We start from the raw sequence: 20,929 nt of genomic DNA, 5'->3' as shown, positions 1-20,929 counted from the left end.
CATTCCTTGATGCGGGCACTGGGCGTCGGAAAAGCGCGCAATTAAACCACAGTCAGTTGTTTCCATTCAGCCAATCTGCCGCAGGCCTGTCCTGCGGCAGATCGTGTGGCTTAAACCGGATTCAACTTCACAACAACCTCCCATCCGATGTAACCGTTCTGGCTTCTTTCGAGCGCCTTCGACATCGTCTCAATGTTTCGCCGGTACGCAGCTGAATCTTTCGATAACTGGCTAAGCAGTGATGTGGTCAGTGCGAACGAATCCGCATTATTGAAAGCGTTGGCCTTGTCGATCAATTTCAGCGTACCCGGATCACGCAGGTGGCCGGATGCCAGGTTAATCAGCGGAGCAACATCCAGTCGTTGGTAGTTACCTTGGCGTCCAGAGATTGGATGGTGGGCATAGGAGTGATCCAGTGTGTTGGGGGCTCCATGAAACAACTCATGAACAATGTCATCGGCGAGTACATCATGGCTATAGCCTTCGGTACGGAACTGGCGATTGAAATTATGGCTATAGATGCGCATGAACTTCTTTTGGGCTGCTTCCTTCGGGGTTGCGCGTGCCCATTCTGCATATAAGTCCGGGTTCAGAGCTGCATAACTTTGCGACTCGGCGGTGTCCAGGATAAAGTTGTCGGGTGTGACGTTGGCAATATCTTTTTTTACTTCGTTCAGGTGATTCAGAACTTTGCGTCGACCTTGACTGGAGTTGTCACCCATCAGCAGTTTCACAATCTTCCCAGAGTCGGTATCAAGTGATGCGTCCGTCAAAACTCTGATAGCATCGTCGACCTTTGCTCTAGAGGCGGGTAACGCGTCCTTGAGCAGTTTACGGGTGTAGGATGCCGGCATCAGCTTATCCAGCTTGAGCATATGCCAGATTTTTGCTGGTTCGAAGTTGTTGAGCTTCGCTCCCCATGGCTGTCCGTGCCGGTTGAGTGCGTACCAATGGTCGTTCTGGCGTATACCCCAGACCCGGAAAAGGTCTTTCGAAGATTCCACGGGGCGCCAGGTTCCGATACGAATGATGTCTGGATCGCCGGCTCTGGCCAATTGCTCGAATTGAGTCTGACCTGTCAACCGGCGAAGATCGGAAGTCGCGTTTTCCAGGGCCGCAACACTCCCGTTAAAACCTTTGCGCAACAGTTTCGCGCCACCTATAAGCAAATCTGTAACGCCATCCAGCGGATTTAGCAAGCTGCTCACCAGGCCCAGGCCAGTCTTGGCCATGGCGCTGGCTTTCGTTGCAAGGGTCATGCTTCTGGCGGCGAGACTGGCTACCTTAGCGATGGCCCCGACCACCAACAGAAGTGTCATCGCAGCTTCCAGGGTGCAGGCAGCTACTCCTTGGAACTGTCGATCCAGATCGTCTGAACTGATGTCTTCGATGCATGATTTGAACGGTACGACAATATTGAGAAACGTATTCAACGCTTCTTCACGTTCTGCACGCAATGCCTCCAGCGGGGTTTGCCCCCAACATTCGTTTACCAACTCATCGTAGGTTGCGATTGGCCGGTGTTTGAGCACGAAGTTCACGAGCGGGTCGAATTCACTTGAATAGAAACTTTGGTAATAGCCTTTGCTTTCAATGTTCGAAGGCAGGCGTGTCGCTGATAGTTCGCCGATTTTTTCAATGACACCACGACTGGTATTGACGAGGCCAGGTGTGACTCCATGGGTGTAGCACTCGATGTCCGTGGGCAGTTGATGCACCGGTGCCGGGTGGGAGTGGTTTTTTCCACTACTGGGGGGGCTTGTATGTAACAGCTTCTCCCTTTCGATCAGCTCGGCCAGTTCGGTGTTTTCGCGGCAGACTCCGTGCAAGGTGAACAGCTCATAACAACTCAGTCGTCCTTCGAAGTAGGTACACATCACCACGCCGTAACGACCGGTCGCCTGCTCTTTGTCTTTCTGACTCTCCATGGGAACCCGATTCGTCACTTTCAGTATGGCGTCAAGGGTTGACGATATTGGATTCATGGGGGGGCGGGTGATCGGATGAAGCGTGGCGACTGAAGGCCGTACAGAGAATATCGTCACCTGTCCGCGCAGCAGTCGCGCCCGATCAGGAAGCGGCAAGGATGAAAGGGCCAGTTTCAGATGCGTACTCATGGCCTGCACATGTGACACATAGTTTCGATTGAATTGACGGTAAAACTCTCCATCCGGAGAAATCAGATTGGGGAGCATCTTGGGGAACGCTTTATAAATACTCTCTCCATGCTTCAAGTCCCAATCACCTGTCTGCAGGTCGTTGGACATGTGCAGTTCTACAGGGGATATAAGAAACAGTTTGGCATAGGCGTCTGCCAGTAATCGATTGTTCGTTTGGTGAAGGACGTCATCTTCAAGATAGGTGCATCCCTTGGCGACTTGCTTGAGGATGTCCAGGGCGACGCTCTTGCGGGTCGGCAAGGGGCGAGACAACGTTTCAGCCGTTTCAGCAAAGGTTTTCGCATGGCGGGCGTAAGCGGCTACTGCCACTTCAAGCGAATCCTTGGCCGACCGGTTCACTTCATTATGGGTGACGATACCGTTGAGCAACGCCCAGTCGATCACTGGATCCACAGCAGCCAAGGCATTGAGTGCCTGTTGCGACTCGGTGACTGAGTTGGACTTCATCAGGTGTTGTATTTGCGCATGGGTCATTGCGCGCGACGATCCCGGTGAAATGATTTCCTGTACCGCGATGGTCCGGCAGTAATCAACCCATTGCGGGGTGCCTAATAGCAGAGTAGGCGGCAAGTCCTTGACCAGGAACTCCGGCGCGGTGCCGGCCAACAATAAATGCGAGGCCAGTGCCGCGTTGTGTTCAGTGATTCGGTGGTTATTGATCAGATGTCTTTCGAATTCCGTTTGAACACTGGCGAAAGACTTCTCTATGTGTTGGGCCGCATAGAGGTCAAAACCGGCCACTTGATTACGCGGCTCTTGCTCCCCGACCATCGGATGGAGATCCAGCAGTAGCGCGGTCAAAAGTATTTGCTGGAGAGACTCATCCGATAAGGGCTGATTATCTTGCGCACCATACCAATCCAGGTCCCGTACAAAACTGTTTGCCCAGATTAGAGCAATGGAGCTGGAAACAAGTGTTTTCAGATAATACTCCGCATCAGATCGTTTGAAGGGCGTGGATCGTCCACCCAGAATAGTGTCTGACAGATGTTCCAATAATGACGCGCCCTTGGTGTGTTCCTTGATAAGTGCTTGAAGCCGGCTGCACTGTGCTGATGACATGGTGAGCGGATTGTTTTCCCCGACCTTTACCATTTCCCAATAATTGCCGAATGGCGGACTGACGGGATGTCGCTGTTCCAGGAAGGCAATCAGGTTCTGGGCATCGATGACCGTCCGAGGGAGGAGGTAACGATGGAATCTCAACCATTGAGTCATGCTGACTTGGTCATCAAGGGTGACGACGTCACCGGTCAATTGCGCCATTTCAACCAATACAACAAGATCATCGTTCAGATCCGGAACCAGCTTGAATGCATCCTCGAAACTCTGGGTTCTGCCTGCGTGGTGTGCCTTGATCTGACCATTAGCGGTTACTTCAAACCGTGAATCTTCGGACAGCCGGAGTTTCATCAAAAGGTTTTTGAAAGAGGCTTTTTCGACCATGTTTCGCAACATGACTCTTGCGGGCTGGAGAGCTTCTTCTAGCGATGAGCCAGACTCCAGGGAGATGAAGGCACCTTCCAGGGTGACTTCCTTGGAATGACTGTGGTCTTGCGCTCGACGCTTTAATTTGTCGAGAAATTCCAGGCGTTCTATATTGTCTTTTTGGCTGTTGTGATCTTGGGGCGGGATATAAACAGAAGGTCTGGATAAGTGTCTTTGAAAGGTGTTAACTGTATTTATAGTGCTCATGGTAAATTCATCTATTTCTGGGTTGTATGTTTGAGGTATCCTCTTTTAATGTTTGAGTGATAGCAAGTTGGCGTATGTAAGTGTGTGTTGCATTTGTGTGAAAATAATGACGGCTTTAGTTGGCTGTTATGTTGTTCTGGTGTAAAGATCTCTTCGCTATAACTGGCAAGAGGACAGGTGGTTTGTTACATTTTTAAATTATGCTTTTGACTTTAACAGTCAAGAAAACACGACAACCCCACAGAGCAAAAGAGTGAGATTGTCGCGTCTTGATTTACTGACCCTGGGTGCCGGGTAGCGTTCTGCAAAACGCCTCATCGGCGGGTGGCGCCTGATTCGGATACGTATCCGGAAGCACCTTGACCATCGTCGTTTCGACAACGCCGTCCGCGTACTCAGCTTCGAAGAACTCTGCGCTCCAACCCACCTTGGGAGCGCGGAGAGTCGTCTGGACGTCCATTGAGGCCGGCAACTGTGCTGCGGTATAGCGCACGCCGCAGTTGTACCTGAAGTCCCGGGCCTTCGGGTTGTGGGCTGTCCACTGGGTCATCCTGATCGGCATTTCGGACAAGGTCAGGTGCAACTGGGTCGATGTGGCGTCCAGGCGCTGTTCCTGTGCCTTTAACCTCGGTGCGGTGTTGCCGGTCTGCCGCCGCTTGATATAAGGAATCAGGTTCGCTTCAACAAACGCCCGCACATCGTGGGCGGAATTGGGAATGACCCGAAGTGTGTTGTCACCCGGCAGGTCTGGAAAATACTGGCGTGAAGCATCCGGGATGAAGAAGTCATCGCCACTGGCGTTGACAATGTATTTCGGGATCTTCAGGCGGTCGATGTAGCCGGACAGATTCCGATAGGTCATCGGATCTTCGACCTGCATCAGCTTCTTGAACGGCTCGCTCTTGCGTTGGGCTATCACGCCTTGCAAGTAGTAGTCGACGTACGCCAGTGGCCAGTTACCGCCGTAGGCCAGATACGTCTGGTCGAACACTTTGTCCGTGTTCAAGACGTCGATGACAAACGGCACGATGCTATCGACGCGTGAGTCCGCAAGGGCGGACAGCCATACCGCCCAACCGCGTTTCGACGCGCCGGTGGCAAGAAAACTCACCACCTGACCTGGCTGCGTTTCCTTTTGGGCCAGGTCCATGGCCTTGACCAGCGATTCCATCATTGGCACATGCAGCGACATAAAGGGCTGTTGTTCCGGGGCCTGCATGAATAGTTTCCAGCTGTGAGCAACGCTGCCATCTTCTGTGCGCGGCACGCCGTCATCGCTGTAGGTCAAGTACTGGTTGGGGACATTGCTGACAGCCACTACGATCAAACCGGTTTGCCGGGCAATGTTGAGCAGTGTTTGCTGCGAAAAGTTGTTGGGTGCTCCCGGAGACTCACCGGGCAAAGGGTTGTTGACGCCGTCGTTGGCGACCAACACGGCACGCGTACCCTTGACGTTGTCGGGAATGTACAGATCGACTCCATGGGTCCAGTTTGCCGGGGCGACTTGACCGCCCTGGTCCCAGGACTGTGACGTCAGCTCGAAGCGGCGGATGTTGACGCCGGGCTGTTGCTCTTGTCCCTTACTGATGTAGCGCAGCGGTTGCGTCGCTTGGGCTTTGCGATAGCAGCTCAACACTTCGCTGAACGCCTGTCCGCTCTGTTCAAAGCAGTGCTGGGGATTGTCGGAAGAGGCTGACTGGCAGCCATATCCGGCGCTGAGCATCAGCAATAATCCGCTAATTTTCAAATAACGTGCGTAGCGTTCGGTTCGACTCGGCATGGACTCGGTTCCTTATGAGTGGGAATTACCGGTCCAATCAAACGCCAGGCGGGAGGCCATTTCTACTGTCAGAGTTGACAGGTCGGAGCCCAAAAACGCCGAAAAATGCGACCTTACGTCGGTTTATGCAGAAAAGTGGAGAGGGCCAAGAGCCCCGGTTCAACTGTCTCAGCTCAGCATGCCTTTAACCTTGTCGCGCAACTGATCAATGGAAAACGGTTTACCGATCACGTGCATGCCTGCTGGCACATCAATGCTTTCGGCATAGCCGCTGGCAAACAGGATCGGCAGCTCGGGGCGCAGCATCCGCGCCTGGGTGGCCAATTCACGGCCGTCCATCACCGGCAAACCAACGTCTGTCATCATCAAATCGATGTACTGATCTTCATCATTGAGAAACTCCAGCGCCTGTTCGCTGCCATCGGCCTCGAGCACCTTGAATTCGAGTTCCTCCAGCACATCTACAATCAGCATGCGCACGATGGCGTCGTCTTCGACTACAAGGATGATGGACGCGGTGGCGGACATAGTGGGGTTCTCGGAGGTTGAATTCGCGGTTGTCGGTCGATCGAAATCGCCGGGCTCTTGCTTGAGTAAGTGACGGAACCCGACAAGTTCCCACGCGGTAGAAAAAAGAATAGCCGTACACGTGTTGGCAAGGATAACCGCTCCCTTGCGCTGGAGCAGTGGAATGTAGGATTTTGCTGGAAAAGGTGTCAGAAAATTGGATCAATCCGGCGCTTTTGGGGCAAACTCCTTGGTTTTCAACAGTTCGACAAGGGCTCCCCCATGACATCCGCGTCTTCGGTTGATGAGCAACGATTCCGTAAACTCCTGAGCCGCAACGTCAGCCTGCCGTTGGGTGTCGGCGTGCTCAGTGCAGTGTTCTTTGTTTCGCTGATCACTTACCTGCTGTCGGTGATTCAGTGGGTCGAGCACACCGACCGGGTGATCAGTAACGCCAATGAATCGATCAAGCTGACTGTCGATCTGGAAACCGGTATGCGCGGCTTCCTGCTCACTGGCGACGAGCACTTCCTTGAACCCTACGAAACGGCCAAGCCGCGAATCGCAGTCGCCCTAAATACCTTGATCGAACTGACCGCGGACAACCCGGTGCAAACCGACCGCCTGCACCGGCTCCAGGCCTTGCAGAATGAGTGGGCCACTTACGCGCAGACAATCATTGAATTGCAGCGATCCAGCGGCGATTACCGCAGCGTGGTCAAGGCCGGGCGCGGCAAGCGGCTGACCGATGAGATCCGCAAGCAATTCGAAGATGTGATCGACATGGAGCAGCAGTTACGCGCCACGCGTAACGAGGAAGTGCGCCGCACCACGATCTGGAGCATCAGCCTTTACCTGTTGTTCATCGCCGGGATCAGCGCATTGCTGGCCTACATTGGCCGTCGGGATTTGCTCAACCTTTCGCAAAGTTACAGCGCCAACCTCGCCGGACAACAGGCCAGCGCTCGTCGCCTGGAACAGCAGGCCTGGCTGCGCAATGGCCAGACCGAACTGGCCGAACAAGTGCTGGGGCAACTGTCGCTTAATCTGCTGGGGCGCAACATTCTGCAGTTCTGCGCGCAGTACCTGGGCACCGCCGTAGCAGCCATTTATGTCCGTGAAGAACACGGCGGTCTCAAGCGCATTGCCTCTTACGGTTTCTCCCGCGAGCAGGAAGCGCGCGAACAGCAGATTTACAGCGATGAAGGCATTGTCGGCCAGGTAGCGAACCAGGCTCGCTTGATTCGTCTCGATGACGTACCGAGCGATTACTTCAAGGTCAGCTCCGGCCTGGGCGAAGGTCTGCCGCATAGCGTGCTGGTGGTGCCGACCAGTGACGACGATCGCGTCAACGGTGTGATCGAACTGGGCTTCCTGCGCCCGCTGACGGACCGCGATGTCGAATTGCTTGAGCTGATTGCCGGCAACATCGGCACGTCCATCGAGGCCGCTCGCTATCGTCAGCGCCTGCAGGAAGTACTGGCCGAAACCCAGCAGCTCAATGAAGAGCTGCAGGTTCAGCAAGAAGAACTCAAGAGCGCCAACGAAGAACTGGAAGAGCAGTCGCGGATTCTCAAGGAGTCTCAGGCGCATCTGGAGACCCAGCAGGTCGAGCTTGAACAAACCAATGAGCAGCTCGCCGAACAGGCGCAGATCCTGGCGGAGCAGCGCGACGCCATGGACCTGAAGAACACCGAGCTCAATCAGGCCCAGACTCAACTCGAAGAACGCGCCGAAGAGTTGCAGCGCTCGAGCAAGTACAAGTCTGAATTCCTCGCCAACATGTCCCACGAGTTGCGCACGCCGCTGAACAGCTCATTGATCCTGGCCAGTTTGCTGGCGGAAAACCCCCAGGAAAACCTCAGCGCCGAGCAGGTCAAGTTTGCCGAGTCGATTTACTCCGCCGGCAATGATTTGCTCAACTTGATCAACGATATTCTCGACATTTCCAAGGTCGAGGCCGGTAAGCTTGAAATGCGACCGGAGAACACCAGCGTTGCGCGTCTGGTGGATGGCTTGCGCGGGATGTTCCAGCCATTGGCTGCAGACAAGAAACTGGATTTCCAGGTCGAGGTGCAGGCCGGTGCGCCGATGATGATCTTCACCGATCGCCAACGTCTGGAGCAGGTCATCAAGAACCTGCTGTCCAACGCGGTGAAATTCACCGAAAAAGGCACGGTCAGCCTGACGGTCGCCAGTCAGCCCAGCGACGGTATCGCCTTTATCATTCGCGATTCAGGGATTGGCATTGCCGCGGATCAGCAGGACAGCATTTTCGAAGCCTTCCGCCAGGCCGATGGCACCACCAATCGCCGTTACGGCGGCACCGGCCTGGGCTTGTCGATTTCCCGTGACCTGGCGACCTTGCTCGGCGGTTCAATCAGTGTCACCAGCGAGCCGGGGCAGGGCAGTGTGTTTACGCTGGTTTTGCCGCAGCAATACGTCGAACCGGGCGAGGAACCTGTCGAGCCGATGAGAGCCACGCCGGTTGCCATTACACCTAGAGTGACGCCCGCCGCGCTGGTGCCGTTGATCGCCGAAGTTGAAATTCCGCGTTTCGACGACGATCGCACCAAGGCGCCATTCGCCACCCGCTGCATTCTGGTGGTGGAAGACGAGCCGAACTTCGCCAATATCCTTTACGACCTGGCGCATGAGCTGGGTTATCAGTGCCTGGTGGCGCACGGGGCGGACGAGGGTTACGACTTGGCCAGGGAGTTCATCCCGGACGCCATTCTGCTGGACATGCGCTTACCGGATCATTCCGGGCTGACCGTATTGCAACGCCTGAAGGAACACGCTGAAACCCGGCACATTCCGGTGCATGTGATTTCGGTGGAAGACCGTGTCGAAGCCGCGATGCACATGGGCGCCATCGGTTATGCGGTAAAGCCGACTACCCGCGAAGAACTCAAGGACGTGTTTGCCCGCCTTGAGGCCAAGCTGACCCAGAAAGTCAAACGCGTCCTGCTGGTCGAAGACGATGATCTGCAGCGCGACAGCATTGCCCGGCTGATCGGCGACGATGACATCGAGATCACTGCCGTTGGCCTGGCACAAGATGCCCTGGACCTGCTGCGCACGACGATTTTCGATTGCATGATCATCGACCTGAAGCTGCCGGACATGCTCGGCAACGACCTGCTCAAGCGCATGTCCATGGAAGATATCTGCTCGTTCCCGCCGGTGATCGTCTACACCGGGCGCAACCTGACTCGGGACGAAGAGGCCGACCTGCGCAAGTATTCGCGCTCGATCATCATCAAGGGCGCGCGCTCGCCCGAGCGTTTGCTGGATGAGGTGACACTCTTTCTGCACAAAGTCGAATCCGGGTTGTCCCATGAACGCCAGAGGATGCTCAAGACCGCGCGCAGTCGCGACAAGGTTTTCGAGGGTCGCAAGGTGCTGCTGGTGGACGACGATGTACGCAACATCTTCGCCCTCACCAGTGCCCTGGAGCAAAAGGGTGCAGTCGTGGTCATCGGCCGGAACGGCCGTGAAGCGATTGAAAGACTGAATGAAGTCGAGGATATCGATCTGGTATTGATGGACGTGATGATGCCGGAGATGGATGGTTTCGAAGCCACCATCGAGATCCGCAAGGACCCGCGCTGGCGCAAGCTGCCAATCATTGCGGTGACGGCCAAAGCCATGAAGGACGATCAGGAGCGCTGCTTGCAAGCGGGCTCCAATGATTACCTGGCCAAGCCCATTGACCTGGATCGCCTGTTCTCGCTGATTCGCGTGTGGTTACCAAAAATGGAACGCATTTAGTGGAACGCAATTTTTCAGTGGAGCGAAATAGCGAAATCGAAATTCGCTTGTTGATCGAGGCGATCTACCTCAAATACAGCTATGACTTTCGCGACTACTCCGGCGCTTCGATCAAGCGCCGGGTCAATCACGCGTTGAGCCAGTTCGAGTGCACGACCATTTCAGCATTGCAGGAAAAGGTCCTGCACGACCCGACGGCGTTCATGCAGTTGCTGCAACTGCTGACGATCCCGGTCAGCGAAATGTTCCGCGACCCTTCGCATTTCCTCGCGATCCGCAAGGAAGTGGTGCCGCTGCTCAAGACTTACCCCTCGATCAAGATCTGGATCGCCGGTTGCAGCACGGGTGAAGAGGTCTATTCGATGGCCATTCTGCTGCGCGAAGAAGGCTTGCTCGATCGCACCATCATCTACGCCACCGACATCAACCCGCACTCGCTGGACAAAGCCAAGCAAGGGATTTTCTCCATGGAGAATGTCCGCGCCTACACTCATAACTACCAGCAGGCAGGTGGCCAGCGTTCGTTCGCCGACTACTACACGGCGGCCTACGGCTACGCCATTTTCGACAAGACGCTGTGTGAGAACGTGACCTTCGCCGATCACAGCCTGGCAACTGACAGTGTCTTTTCAGAAACTCAGTTGATTTCGTGTCGTAATGTTTTGATTTACTTCAATAAAAATCTTCAGAATCGCGCTTTCGGTTTGTTCCATGAATCGCTTTGTCATCGAGGATTTTTGGTGCTGGGCAGCAAGGAAACCCTGGATTTTTCGGCCTACGGCAATCAGTTCGAGCCGTTGGTGAAACAAGAACGGATTTACCGCAAATCATGAACAGTGCAGCGGTTTTGCCTTCCATAGAGGCTATCGTGATCGGCGCTTCGGCCGGCGGTGTGGAGGCGTTGCTGAGCATCCTCAGTCCACTGCGAAAAGGCTTCAAGTTGCCGATCATCGTGGTATTGCACCTGCCGGACGAACGTCGAAGCTATCTGACCGAGGTGTTCGCACGGCGAGTAGCCATGCCTGTACTGGAAGCCCGCGACAAGACGCTGGTCGAAGCCGGAACGTTGTATTTCGCGGCACCGGGTTATCACTTGTCGGTGGAGCAGGACCGCAGTTTTTCCTTGAGCCTGGAAGCCCGCGTGCATTATTCGCGACCGGCCATCGATTACCTGTTCGAGTCGGCCGCTGATGCCTACGGTTCAGCCCTGGCGGCGGTGTTGTTGACCGGCGCCAACCGCGATGGCGCCCGCGGCCTGGCCCAGGTCAAGCGCCGTGGCGGCATGACCATCGTCCAGGACCCGGACGAAGCCCAGGTCGCGACCATGCCCCAGGCGGCGCTTGATATACACCAGCCGGACCACATTCTCCCTATACGCGGCATCGGCCGTCTGCTTGTCGAGCTGGAACGAATCGCATGCTAAGTACTGTCCAGGCCAAATTGCTGATCGTCGACGATCTGCCGGAGAACTTGTTGGCGCTTGAAGCGCTGATCAAGCGCGAAGACCGTATCGTCTACAAAGCCTTGTCCGCCGACGAAGCCTTGTCGCTGTTGCTGCAACACGAGTTCGCCATGGCCATTCTCGACGTGCAGATGCCTGGCATGAACGGCTTCGAACTGGCCGAGCTGATGCGCGGCACGGAAAAGACCAAGAACATCCCGATTGTCTTCGTCAGTGCGGCCGGTCGTGAGCTGAACTACGCGTTCAAGGGCTATGAAAGCGGCGCTGTGGATTTCCTCTACAAGCCGCTGGATATCCACGCGGTCAAGAGCAAGGTCAACGTGTTCGTCGAACTGTATCGCCAAAGTAAGGCGATGAAACAGCAGGTCGAAGAGTTGGAGCAAAGCCGCCGCGAGCAGGAAGCGCTGCTCAAGCAGTTACAGAGTACCCAGCTGGAACTGGAGCAAGCGGTGCGCATGCGCGATGACTTCATGTCCATCGTCGCCCACGAAGTCCGCACGCCGCTCAATGGGCTGATCCTCGAAACCCAGTTGCGCAAGATGCACCTGGCCCGGGATAACGCCGCGGCGTTCACCCTGGACAAGATGCACGCGATGGTCGATCGCGACGAGCGGCAGATCAAAAGCCTGATCCGTTTGATCGAAGACATGCTCGATGTGTCGCGCATTCGTACCGGCAAGTTGTCGATCCGACCGACGCGCTTCGATTTGTCGGCGCTGGTTCGCGGCTTGTTGCAGAATTTTGCACCGCAGATCGATGCTGCCGAGTCCTCGGTCACCCTGGAGGCCGAGCAACCGGTGGTGGGCAGCTGGGACGAATTTCGTGTTGAACAGGTGATTTCCAACCTGCTGACCAATGCTTTGCGCTACGGCGCCAAGAGTCCGATCACCGTTAAGGTGTACAGTGAGAGCGGTCAGGCTCGGGTGGAAGTGCGTGATCTCGGGATCGGTATCGGCGAAGAGAACCAGAAGCGTATTTTTCAGCAGTTCGAACGCGTCACGGCCAAACACGCTGTCGCGGGGTTGGGTCTGGGATTGTTTATTTCCGAGCAGATTGTGGCCGCCCATGGCGGTTCCATTACCGTCGAAAGCCGGATTGGCGAAGGCGCCTTGTTTCGCGTTTGTCTGCCGCTGTAGGAAAACAGCCAGATAAACGCAACCTCTGATCGACCCCACGGTCGTATCAGCAGCTATTGACCGAACAAAGGCTTCCCATGAGTGAAGATGCACAAGACGTCGTATTGATCGTCGAAGATGACCCCTCGATTCTGATGGTGCTGTCGGCCTATCTGTCGGGTGAGGGCTACCGGGTATTGCAGGCCGAAAACGGCGAGCAGGCCTTCGAGATTCTGTCGAGCAAACCGCACCTGGACATGATGATCACCGACTTTCGCCTGCCGGGCGGAATCTCCGGCGTCCAGATCGCTGAACCTGCCGTGAAGTTGCGACCGGAGCTCAAGGTGATCTTTATCAGCGGTTATCCGCAGGAAATCCGCGAGACGGACAGCCCGATCACCCGTAAAGCGCCGATCCTGGCCAAGCCGTTCGATCTGGATGTACTGCAAGAACTAATGCAGGAAATGCTCTCGTAAGCACTCAGACGCGGATCATCTCCCGCACCTTCGCTGTCAGCAGGTCGAAGGTGAACGGCTTGGTGATCATCTGCATGCCAGGATCCAGAAAACCGCCGCGCACCGCCGCGTGTTCGGCATAGCCGGTGATGAACAACACCTTCAGATCAGGCCGGTATTGCCGGCCGATTTCCGCCAGTTGCCGGCCATTCATGCCGGGCAACCCTACGTCGCTGATCAACAGATCGATACGCTGCCCGGAATCGAGAATCGGCACCGCGCTGTCGGCATTGCCAGCCTCAACGAAGGCATAGCCCAGATCGCTCAACACCGTACTGACCAACACCCGTACCGCCGGATCGTCCTCGACGATCAGCACCGTTTCGCCATTCCGTGCGAACGGAGCGTGCTGGACGTCCACCGGGCTGTCCTGAGGCATGTCACCGCCGAATCGGGGGAGAAACAGACTCACCGTGGTGCCTTCGCCCACTTCACTGCGAATGGCGACGTGGCCGTGCGATTGTTTGCTGAAACCATAAATCATCGACAATCCAAGGCCTGTGCCCTGGCCGATGGGTTTGGTGGTAAAGAACGGGTCAAAGGCCCGGTTGATGGTGCTTTTCGGCATGCCACACCCGGTGTCCGTGACGCTCAGCACCACGTAATCACCCGGTTGAAGGTTGCTCTGGGCCTCGGTGAAACCAATGTCCAGATGCTGATTGCTGGTTTTCACCACCAGTTTGCCGCCATCGGGCATCGCATCCCGAGCATTGAGCACCAGATTGAGCAGGGCGCTTTCCAGTTGATTGGGATCGGCCTCGGCCACCCAGAGTTGCTCATCCAGCTGCATGTCCAGCTGAATGCTTTCGTTGATGCTGCGCTGAAGCAATTCGCCCATGGAGACCACCAGGGTATTCATCTCAACGGGTTTGGAGTCCAGCGACTGACGCCGGGAGAACGCCAGCAGACGGTGGGTCAGGGCCGCCGCGCGGTTGGCTGAGGTCACGCCCAGGTCGATCAGACTGTCCAGATCGTCGGTGCGCCCACGGGCCAGACGTCGGCGCAGCAGCTCCAGGCTGCCGATGATGCCGGTCAGCATATTGTTGAAGTCGTGGGCAATACCGCCGGTGAGCTGGCCGACCGCTTCCATCTTCTGCGATTGGCGCAGGGCTTCTTCATTGTGTCGTAGCTGCGCGGTGCGTTCCTCGACCTGCTGCTCGAGGGTTTCGAGGGTATTTTGCAGTCGCAGTTCGCTTTGACTCAGATCGATCAGCCGGTCCCTGGCTTCGTACTGTCGTCGACGGCCGCGCAACGCGGTGGTCACCAGGCTGATCAACGTGACCGGGTGAAAGGGACGCTCAAGAAAGGTCACATTCCCCAGTTGTGGGCCGTAGCGCGACGCCGGGTTTTGCTCCGGGCCGCCATGGTAGGTCATCAATACGATCGGGAGGTCCGACCAGGCCGGTTGTTGCTCGATCAGGCCGAGCAGCGGTTCAAGATCACCGTCCAACAAGGCCTCGGAGGAGATCAGCAGCAAGCCTGCCCCTTGCTCCAGCTCGCGGCACAACGCCACCAGGTCCCGAGTAATCACCCCGTCGTAACCCGCTTCATTGAGCATCATCAGCGCAATCTGGCTGTCGCGACCCAGCGGCGCGAGAATGATCGCGCGCTCGGACATCGCTTCCTGGGCAATCACGGGCTTTGTTCCTCAAGCAAGGGGTTGCTGGCACCCAGATAGGTCGGGACACCGCGCAACACCCCCTGAAATGCATCCAGCGGTTCACCAATGGTCATGCCCTGAGCGCTGATGCGGTATTCACGAATGGTCGATTCATGGCTGCCGGTGCGTTTCTTGATGATCGAGATCGCCCGACGAACCTTGCCCAGTGCCTCGAAGTAACGTAGCAGAATGACCGTGTCGGCCAGATAGGTGATGTCCACGGGGGCTTGCATGTCACCGACCAGTCCATGCTGGGCGACGGTCATGAAGGTCGCGGCACCCTGGCGATTGAGGTACAGCAGCAACTCGTGCATGTGCAGTACCAAGGCGTTTTCTTCGGGCATCGCCGCCTGATAGCCATTGATGCTGTCGATCACCACGGTCTTGATATCGCCCTCATCGACACAGCGACGAACCCGGTGGGAAAACTCTCCGGGGGACAACTCGGCCGCGTCCACTTGCTCGATCAGCAGGTTGCCGGTGTCTTGCAGCGTCTTGAGGTCAATACCGATGTTCTTCATGCGCTCGAACAGCAAACCGAGCTCTTCATCGAAAATAAACAGTGCGGCTTTTTCGCCACGGGCCACGGCGGCAGCGGCGAAGATCATCGAGATCAGCGATTTGCCGGTACCGGCCGGACCGAGGATCAACGTGCTGGAGCCGGTCTCGATCCCGCCGCCGAGCAGGGCGTCCATGGCCTTGATGCCGCTGGACAATTGCTGACGGATATAGCGACCACGATGCTCGGCGGCCACCAGACGCGGAAATACATGCACTCCGTCACCCATGATGGTGAAGTCGTGAAATCCGCCTCGGTACTTCTGGCCACGGTATTTCACCACACGGATCCGCCGCCGCTCGGCGCCATAGTTGGGGGTCAGTTCCTCAAGGCGAATGACGCCGTGGGCCACACTGTGCACGGTTTTGTCGAGGGACTCGGTGGTCAGGTCGTCCAGCAACACCACCGTGGCGTCATAGCGCACGAAGTAATGTTTGATCGCGAGGATCTGGCGACGGTAGCGCAGTGAACTTTGGGCCAGCAGGCGGATCTCGGAAAGACTGTCGAGCACCACGCGGGTCGGCTTGACCCGCTCGACCACTTCGAAAATCTGCTTGGTGGCTTCGCCCAGTTCAAGGTCCGAGGAATACAACAAGCTCTGCTGATGCTCGGCATTGAGCAGGCTTTCCGGGGGCGTCAGCTCGAAGATGTGGATATTCTCATCCAGTTCCCAGCCGTGGGACAACGCTCCCTGTCGCAGCTCTCGCTCGGTTTCCGACAGCGTGATGTACAACGAGCGTTCGCCGGCTCGGGCGCCGGCCAACAGGAAATGCAAAGCGACGGTGGTTTTGCCGGTTCCGGGTTCACCCTCCAGTAAAAACACATGCCCGCGGGACAGACCACCGGCCAGGATGTCATCCAGGCCTTCGATGCCGGTGGCGGCTTTTGCACTGATCAACTCGTTTGATGTAGACAAAAAATGCCCTCTCATGACTAGGGGAAGCGAGGCAGCAGGCCGTAAGTGCCTGAATGGACTGCCTGTTCTCTTGACCCTTGGCCGAGACGACGAGTTCAACGAAATTTTTGCTGTTGTTAAAGCCCTTGCTGCAAGGCAGGGTCGTCGGGATTGAGTTGTTCAAGTTGCGCCAGCAGAATCTGCACGTTCTGTAGCTGGCCGCTTTCTTTCCAGTAATTGATCAACAATACCCGGGCTCTCCGGTCGGCCGGGTGCCGCTGGACGATCTCCTGCAACTGTTTCTGCGCCGCTTCCAGCTCCTGTTCATCGTGAAGCGTGGTGGCCAGGTCGTAGCGGTAATCCTTGTTGTCCGGCTCCAGCTCCACGGCTTTGGAAAGGCCGAGCAGGGCGAACTCACTTTGCCCGTGATGCAACAGCCAGAGCCCCAAGGCATGTTGCAGGTAGGCCGAGTCGGGCTGAGCCTTCAGCTGCTTGGCCAACAGTTGTCGGGCAGCATCGTTTTGGCCCAGGCGATCCAGCACGTCGATTTGCATCACCAGCGCGGGCAGGTTGCCGGGCGCAAGACGCAAGGTGTTCTGCAGTGCCTGCTGAGCCTCGTTCAATTCGGCATTGTGCAGATGCAGCCGAGCCAGTTGATATTGGTTGTCGGCGCTTTCCGGCTGACTCTTCAGATCCTGCTCCCAGGCATCAATGGTTTGCTCCAGCGGCCCGAAGTACAAGCCGAGATCGTCCGGCGACAGCCCCAGCAGGGCGTTCACGGCGGCATAGCGGACGCGCTGCTCGCCGTCATCGAGTAACGGGCCCAGCAGCAGACTGCGCTGACCGCTGGGAACAAGGCCGCTGATGCTTTTGATCGCCGCAATGCGCACATCTGGCGATTCATGCTGCAAGTCCGCGTCCGCCAGTTTCAGGGCCACGGAACTGGGGTAGTTGGGCAGTTCGGCATGCAACCAGACGCGGCGTTTGGGCGATATGTCGGGGCGACCCAATTGCTGGTAGAGGACTCGCGCTGCTCCTGGTTGGCCTGCGCGCGCCTGATTCAGCGCCTCGCTGTAGCCGCGCTTGATCGCCTCCGGCACGGCGGGGGTTGTACTGCGCAAGAAAAACCAGGCAATGCCGATGGCAAACAGGACGCAGAGGCTGATGAGCAGGTAGCGGCGAGACTGGGGCATGCAAGAATCCGGGAGCTGGCAAGCTGTTGCAAAGGTGCCAGCTTCGGTCAGGCAGGGCTGTGAGTCAAACCCAGACTTGGTTCGTTACGTTAGTCAGTCGATTCAAGGCAGTCCGGCTTTTCAATGATTTTGCCTACAGGTTGCGTCGACATTGAAACCCGTCGAGGCGCCTTGGCAGTGACTACGCTTGCTGGAGATGACTCGATGAGCGCTCCCATGCAACCGCTGCTTCAGTACTTCAAAGCGATACTCAACCCCGGGCCCGGAGTGGCGTTGTTCGCCCTGCGAACCATCGTGGCCGGGCTGCTGACGTTGTATCTGGCGTTCCTGTTCGACCTTGAGCAGCCCAAGTGGTCGATCATGGCGGTGGTCATCGTCAGCCAGCCATTGGGCGGCATGGCCCTGGCCCGAAGTTTCGGCCAGGTCATCGGCACCACGCTCGGGGCGGTCGTGGCGGTGTTGATCATGGCGATCTTTCCCCAGGCGCCCCTGCCTTTCATCCTCACTCTGGCCTTGTGGCTGGCGCTGTGTACCGCCGGCGGCACCTTGTTGCGCTACACCAGTTCCCAAGCGTTTGTTTTGAGCGGGTACACGGCGGTGGTCGTGGCACTGCTGGCGGTGCCCGATCAGGGCGGCACCTTCCTGCTGGCCGTCACTCGCGTGACCGAGACGCTATTGGCGGTGGCTTGCGTGTGCGTGGTCAGCCTGCTCACCGCGCGACCGGAAGCTGTGGCCCGGGATTACTTCGCCAAGATCGATCAGGTCATCAAGCTGCTCGCGACCCACGCTGCTGCCGTCATTCGAACCGAGGAAAGCGAGGCCGATTTCCATCGGCGGCAGATGCAACTGCTCGGCGCGATCAGCGCCCTGGAAGGTGTAAGGCGACATTTGTATTTCGATGCACCCCGGTTGCGCAGCTCCAATGAGTTGGTGCAGTTGCTGGGTAATCAGCTGGTGTTGTTGACGTCGCGGCTTACGGCTTTGCGTCACCAGCGGGAGCTGCTTGCCGAGCGCTGGAAAGGTGCCTTGCCGGAGGATATACAGCGATTGCGCGCCGAAGAACTGCTCTTTCTCGATGAATTGGCCCTGCAAGGGCGCTCGTTGTCGACCAAAGCCCGGCAGCGTTTCTCGGCACTGCAACAGCGTTTTGATGCTCAGGCCTACAAGGCCGAACAACTCACCGAGACGATGCCAGCCACCCTGCGTTCACTGGCCTGGGCACTGCGCTGGGAACAGGCGCGGATGCTGGAGCAGCTCGGCCAGATTCTTGAACTGAGCGACGCAATCCAGGACGGGCGTGCGGCCAGTAGCATGTTTCGCGGCCAGGACAACCCTTTGCATCTGGACTTCACGTTGGCGGCAATGAACGCGATCCGCGCATTTACCGCGTTGCTGGTGGCCGGCCTGATCTGGATCGAGACCGGTTGGGACGGAGCGCGTGGCGGGATGATCGTGGCGGGGATTCTCTGTTCGCTGATGGCGACGTTTCCGCGGCCGTTGCTGGCCGCCCAAAGCTTTGCCAGGGGGCTGGGGCTGGCCTTGGTGGTATCGGCGCTGTATCTGTTCCTGCTGATACCAATGATCAGTGACTTCGAGTTACTCGCCTTGTTGCTCGCCCCCTTGCTGTATGCCGTTGCGGTGGGGCTGTCCAGTCCGCCAACCACGGGCACAGGCATTGGTCTTGGACTAACGACAATGCTGTTGTTGGGCCCGCAAAACACGGAAATCGGTCAAAACAGTGCCATTCAGTGGTTCGAGTTTGCCGGTTCCTATATCTGCGCAGCCGCACTGGCGCTCAGTGTCTACGCCTTGATCTTCCCGTTCAGGCCCGTTTTGCGAATACGCCGGCTGTTCAATGAAAACTGTGAGCAGGTCTACGCTTTGCTGAAGACGCCGGCCACCGATGAGCAGCAATTTGCGTTTGAAAGCCGCATGGTCGATCGCCTGACCATGATGTTGGGATTGTTGCCGGCTACCAACGACAAGCAATCCAGCGAGCTGTTCGAAGTCAGCCTCGGGTGCATGGCGCTGGGTGTGGCGTTGAACCAGCTCAGGCAACAGGGGCGAAGCAACACCTTGCTCAGTACTGAGCAACAAAACCGTTTGCTCGATGCTGTCCGTGAGACAGGACGAGTGATTGCCGGGCGGCCCGGGATTGACCTTGAGCAACTGCTCGGAAACCTGCGTGTCTTGGGCGATGAAATGGACGACTTGCATTTAGACGTTCATGAACACCTGTGGTCGGTATTCCGGATGCGCGTGGCGTTGTTGATCGTGGTGTCGTTTCTGGAGCGACATCGCAAATACTTTCAACCCGCAGAAACGGAAGGAGTGCCGGCCCTTGCCCATTGATTTTGAATTGGGTGGCGTCTACTTGCCGCCGATTGCCCAGGCGTTACTGCTGGCCCTGCCGATTTACCTGGTGCTGGACTGGATCTTGCGCCGCATTGGCGTGCTGCGGTTCGTCTGGCATGAAGCCTTGTTCGAAGGCGCGTTGTACACCTGCGTTTGCGCAACGCTGATTCTGGTGATGGGAGCTTGATGCTTTGAAGAAGATCCTTGCCCGACTTGCGACGGTGGCGGTGGTGTTGCTGGCTTTTGTTCTCGGCTGGTTTGCCTGGGAACATTACACTCGCGCCCCCTGGACCCGGGATGCACGGGTGCGTGCCGATGTGGTGACCTTGTCCGCCGATGTCTCGGGGCGCATCGTCAGCCTGGGCGTCCAGGACAACCAGCATGTGGAGAAAGGCCAGTTGCTGCTGGAGATCGATCCGGCGCGCTATGTCCTCGCGGTGGAGCATGCCAAGCGCTCGGTAGAAGTGTCGAAAGCCACCCTTGGTCAGTCAGAGGCAACGATTGTCGCCAGTGAAGCGTTGCTACGCCAACGTCAGAGTGAAGAACGCCGACGGCGCACGCTCAAGCAGCGGTTGGCGATTTCTGGTGAAGAATGGGAGAAATCCAGCACGGAAGTGGCGGTGGCGCAGGCCGAGTTGCTGCGCAACCAGGCCAACCTCGGTTTGGCCCAGGCCAACGTGCAATTGGCCATCGCCGCATTGACCCAGGCCGAACTGGACTTGCAGCGCACGCGGGTCGAAGCGCCCGTGACGGGTTATGTCACCAACCTGCTGACCCGTCAGGGTGACTATGCCGCGGCCGGTGGCGCGCTGTTGGCGCTGGTGGACAGCGACTCGTTTTATGTCAGCGGTTATTTTGAAGAAACCAAGCTGCCGCGAATCGAGGAGGGCGACCGGGTCAGGATCGAATTGATGAGCGGCGAGACTTTCGGCGGCACTGTGCAAAGCATTGCCTTCGCCATTTCCGACCGGGAGAACCTGCCCGGCGGTCGCTTGCTGGCCAACATCAACCCCAGTTACACCTGGGTCAAACTGGCGCAACGGGTGCCGGTGCGGATACAGGTCGATGCCAATTACGCGGCCAAAAACCGACTGCGCGCCGGGACCACGGCCACCGTAACCATCATGGAAAACCGCGAAACTCAAGAACACCGCTAACCCCTGTGGGAGCGGGCAAGTCGGATCGCCGCATCGCCGCTCCCACAAAGGAATATGCGTTGAATTCGGGATCGGCAAAAAA

14 protein-coding genes are annotated in these 20,929 nt (G+C 57.1%); 8 read left to right on the top strand and 6 right to left on the bottom strand.

Annotated features, from left to right (window positions below; genetic code table 11):
* Positions 1 to 110 precede the first annotated feature (110 nt).
* The 3 genes from KGB23_RS10720 to KGB23_RS10710 form a co-directional block, all read right to left on the bottom strand.
* Positions 111 to 3,875, bottom strand: a complete 3,765-nt coding sequence (locus tag KGB23_RS10720; protein ID WP_223431070.1) for a hypothetical protein — start codon at positions 3,873 to 3,875, stop codon at positions 111 to 113.
* 274 nt (positions 3,876 to 4,149) lie between these two features.
* Entirely contained in the window at positions 4,150 to 5,655 is a 1,506-nt protein-coding gene (locus tag KGB23_RS10715; RefSeq protein ID WP_223431069.1) for a PhoPQ-activated protein PqaA family protein, read from the bottom strand.
* 168 nt (positions 5,656 to 5,823) lie between these two features.
* Entirely contained in the window at positions 5,824 to 6,183 is a 360-nt protein-coding gene (locus KGB23_RS10710; protein WP_223431068.1) for a response regulator, read from the bottom strand.
* Between the two features lie 261 nt (positions 6,184 to 6,444).
* Here KGB23_RS10710 and KGB23_RS10705 point away from each other — a divergent pair, with 261 nt between their 5' ends.
* From KGB23_RS10705 to KGB23_RS10685, 5 genes are all read left to right on the top strand, one after another.
* Positions 6,445 to 9,936 (top strand): response regulator, encoded by a 3,492-nt coding sequence (locus tag KGB23_RS10705; protein WP_223431067.1) that lies wholly within the window; start codon positions 6,445 to 6,447, stop codon positions 9,934 to 9,936.
* Positions 9,936 to 10,769 (top strand): CheR family methyltransferase, encoded by an 834-nt coding sequence (locus KGB23_RS10700; protein ID WP_223431066.1) that lies wholly within the window; start codon positions 9,936 to 9,938, stop codon positions 10,767 to 10,769. The genes KGB23_RS10705 and KGB23_RS10700 overlap by 1 nt, the downstream gene beginning before the upstream one ends.
* Entirely contained in the window at positions 10,766 to 11,359 is a 594-nt protein-coding gene (locus KGB23_RS10695) for a chemotaxis protein CheB (protein ID WP_223431065.1), read from the top strand. The genes KGB23_RS10700 and KGB23_RS10695 overlap by 4 nt, the downstream gene beginning before the upstream one ends.
* Complete coding sequence (locus tag KGB23_RS10690) at positions 11,353 to 12,534, top strand: hybrid sensor histidine kinase/response regulator (RefSeq protein WP_223431064.1); 1,182 nt, start codon at positions 11,353 to 11,355, stop codon at positions 12,532 to 12,534. The genes KGB23_RS10695 and KGB23_RS10690 overlap by 7 nt, the downstream gene beginning before the upstream one ends.
* Before the next feature lie 77 nt (positions 12,535 to 12,611).
* Entirely contained in the window at positions 12,612 to 12,989 is a 378-nt protein-coding gene (locus KGB23_RS10685) for a response regulator (RefSeq protein WP_008146959.1), read from the top strand.
* Positions 12,990 to 12,993: 4 nt separating this feature from the next.
* On the opposite strand, the gene KGB23_RS10680 is transcribed toward KGB23_RS10685, so the two are convergent.
* The 3 genes from KGB23_RS10680 to KGB23_RS10670 form a co-directional block, all read right to left on the bottom strand.
* The gene (locus KGB23_RS10680; protein WP_263288581.1) at positions 12,994 to 14,646 is read right to left on the bottom strand and encodes an ATP-binding protein; all 1,653 of its coding nucleotides are present in this window, start codon (positions 14,644 to 14,646) and stop codon (positions 12,994 to 12,996) included.
* Between the two features lie 14 nt (positions 14,647 to 14,660).
* On the bottom strand, positions 14,661 to 16,163 hold the full coding sequence (locus KGB23_RS10675) for an ATPase domain-containing protein (protein WP_223431062.1): 1,503 nt from the start codon (positions 16,161 to 16,163) through the stop codon (positions 14,661 to 14,663).
* 116 nt (positions 16,164 to 16,279) lie between these two features.
* Positions 16,280 to 17,335 carry a tetratricopeptide repeat protein gene (locus KGB23_RS10670; protein WP_223431061.1) on the bottom strand — a complete coding sequence of 352 codons (1,056 nt, stop codon included), beginning with the start codon at positions 17,333 to 17,335 and terminating at the stop codon, positions 16,280 to 16,282.
* Positions 17,336 to 17,539: 204 nt separating this feature from the next.
* Here KGB23_RS10670 and KGB23_RS10665 point away from each other — a divergent pair, with 204 nt between their 5' ends.
* From KGB23_RS10665 to KGB23_RS10655, 3 genes are read left to right on the top strand one after another with little or no spacing between them, the layout of a single operon-like run.
* Positions 17,540 to 19,687: an FUSC family protein gene (locus KGB23_RS10665; protein ID WP_223431060.1), complete on the top strand. Its 2,148-nt coding sequence runs from the start codon at positions 17,540 to 17,542 to the stop codon at positions 19,685 to 19,687.
* Positions 19,677 to 19,877: a DUF1656 domain-containing protein gene (locus tag KGB23_RS10660; protein ID WP_223431059.1), complete on the top strand. Its 201-nt coding sequence runs from the start codon at positions 19,677 to 19,679 to the stop codon at positions 19,875 to 19,877. The genes KGB23_RS10665 and KGB23_RS10660 overlap by 11 nt, the downstream gene beginning before the upstream one ends.
* A gap of 4 nt (positions 19,878 to 19,881) precedes the next feature.
* Complete coding sequence (locus KGB23_RS10655) at positions 19,882 to 20,847, top strand: HlyD family secretion protein (protein WP_223431058.1); 966 nt, start codon at positions 19,882 to 19,884, stop codon at positions 20,845 to 20,847.
* The last annotated feature ends 82 nt before the right edge of the window (positions 20,848 to 20,929 follow it).

The sequence above is a fragment of the Pseudomonas sp. GL-B-26 genome, from assembly GCF_019947405.1.
Lineage (GTDB): Bacteria > Pseudomonadota > Gammaproteobacteria > Pseudomonadales > Pseudomonadaceae > Aquipseudomonas.
Note: the sequence above shows the minus strand (reverse complement) of the source record. Positions and strands in the feature narration are given on the sequence as shown.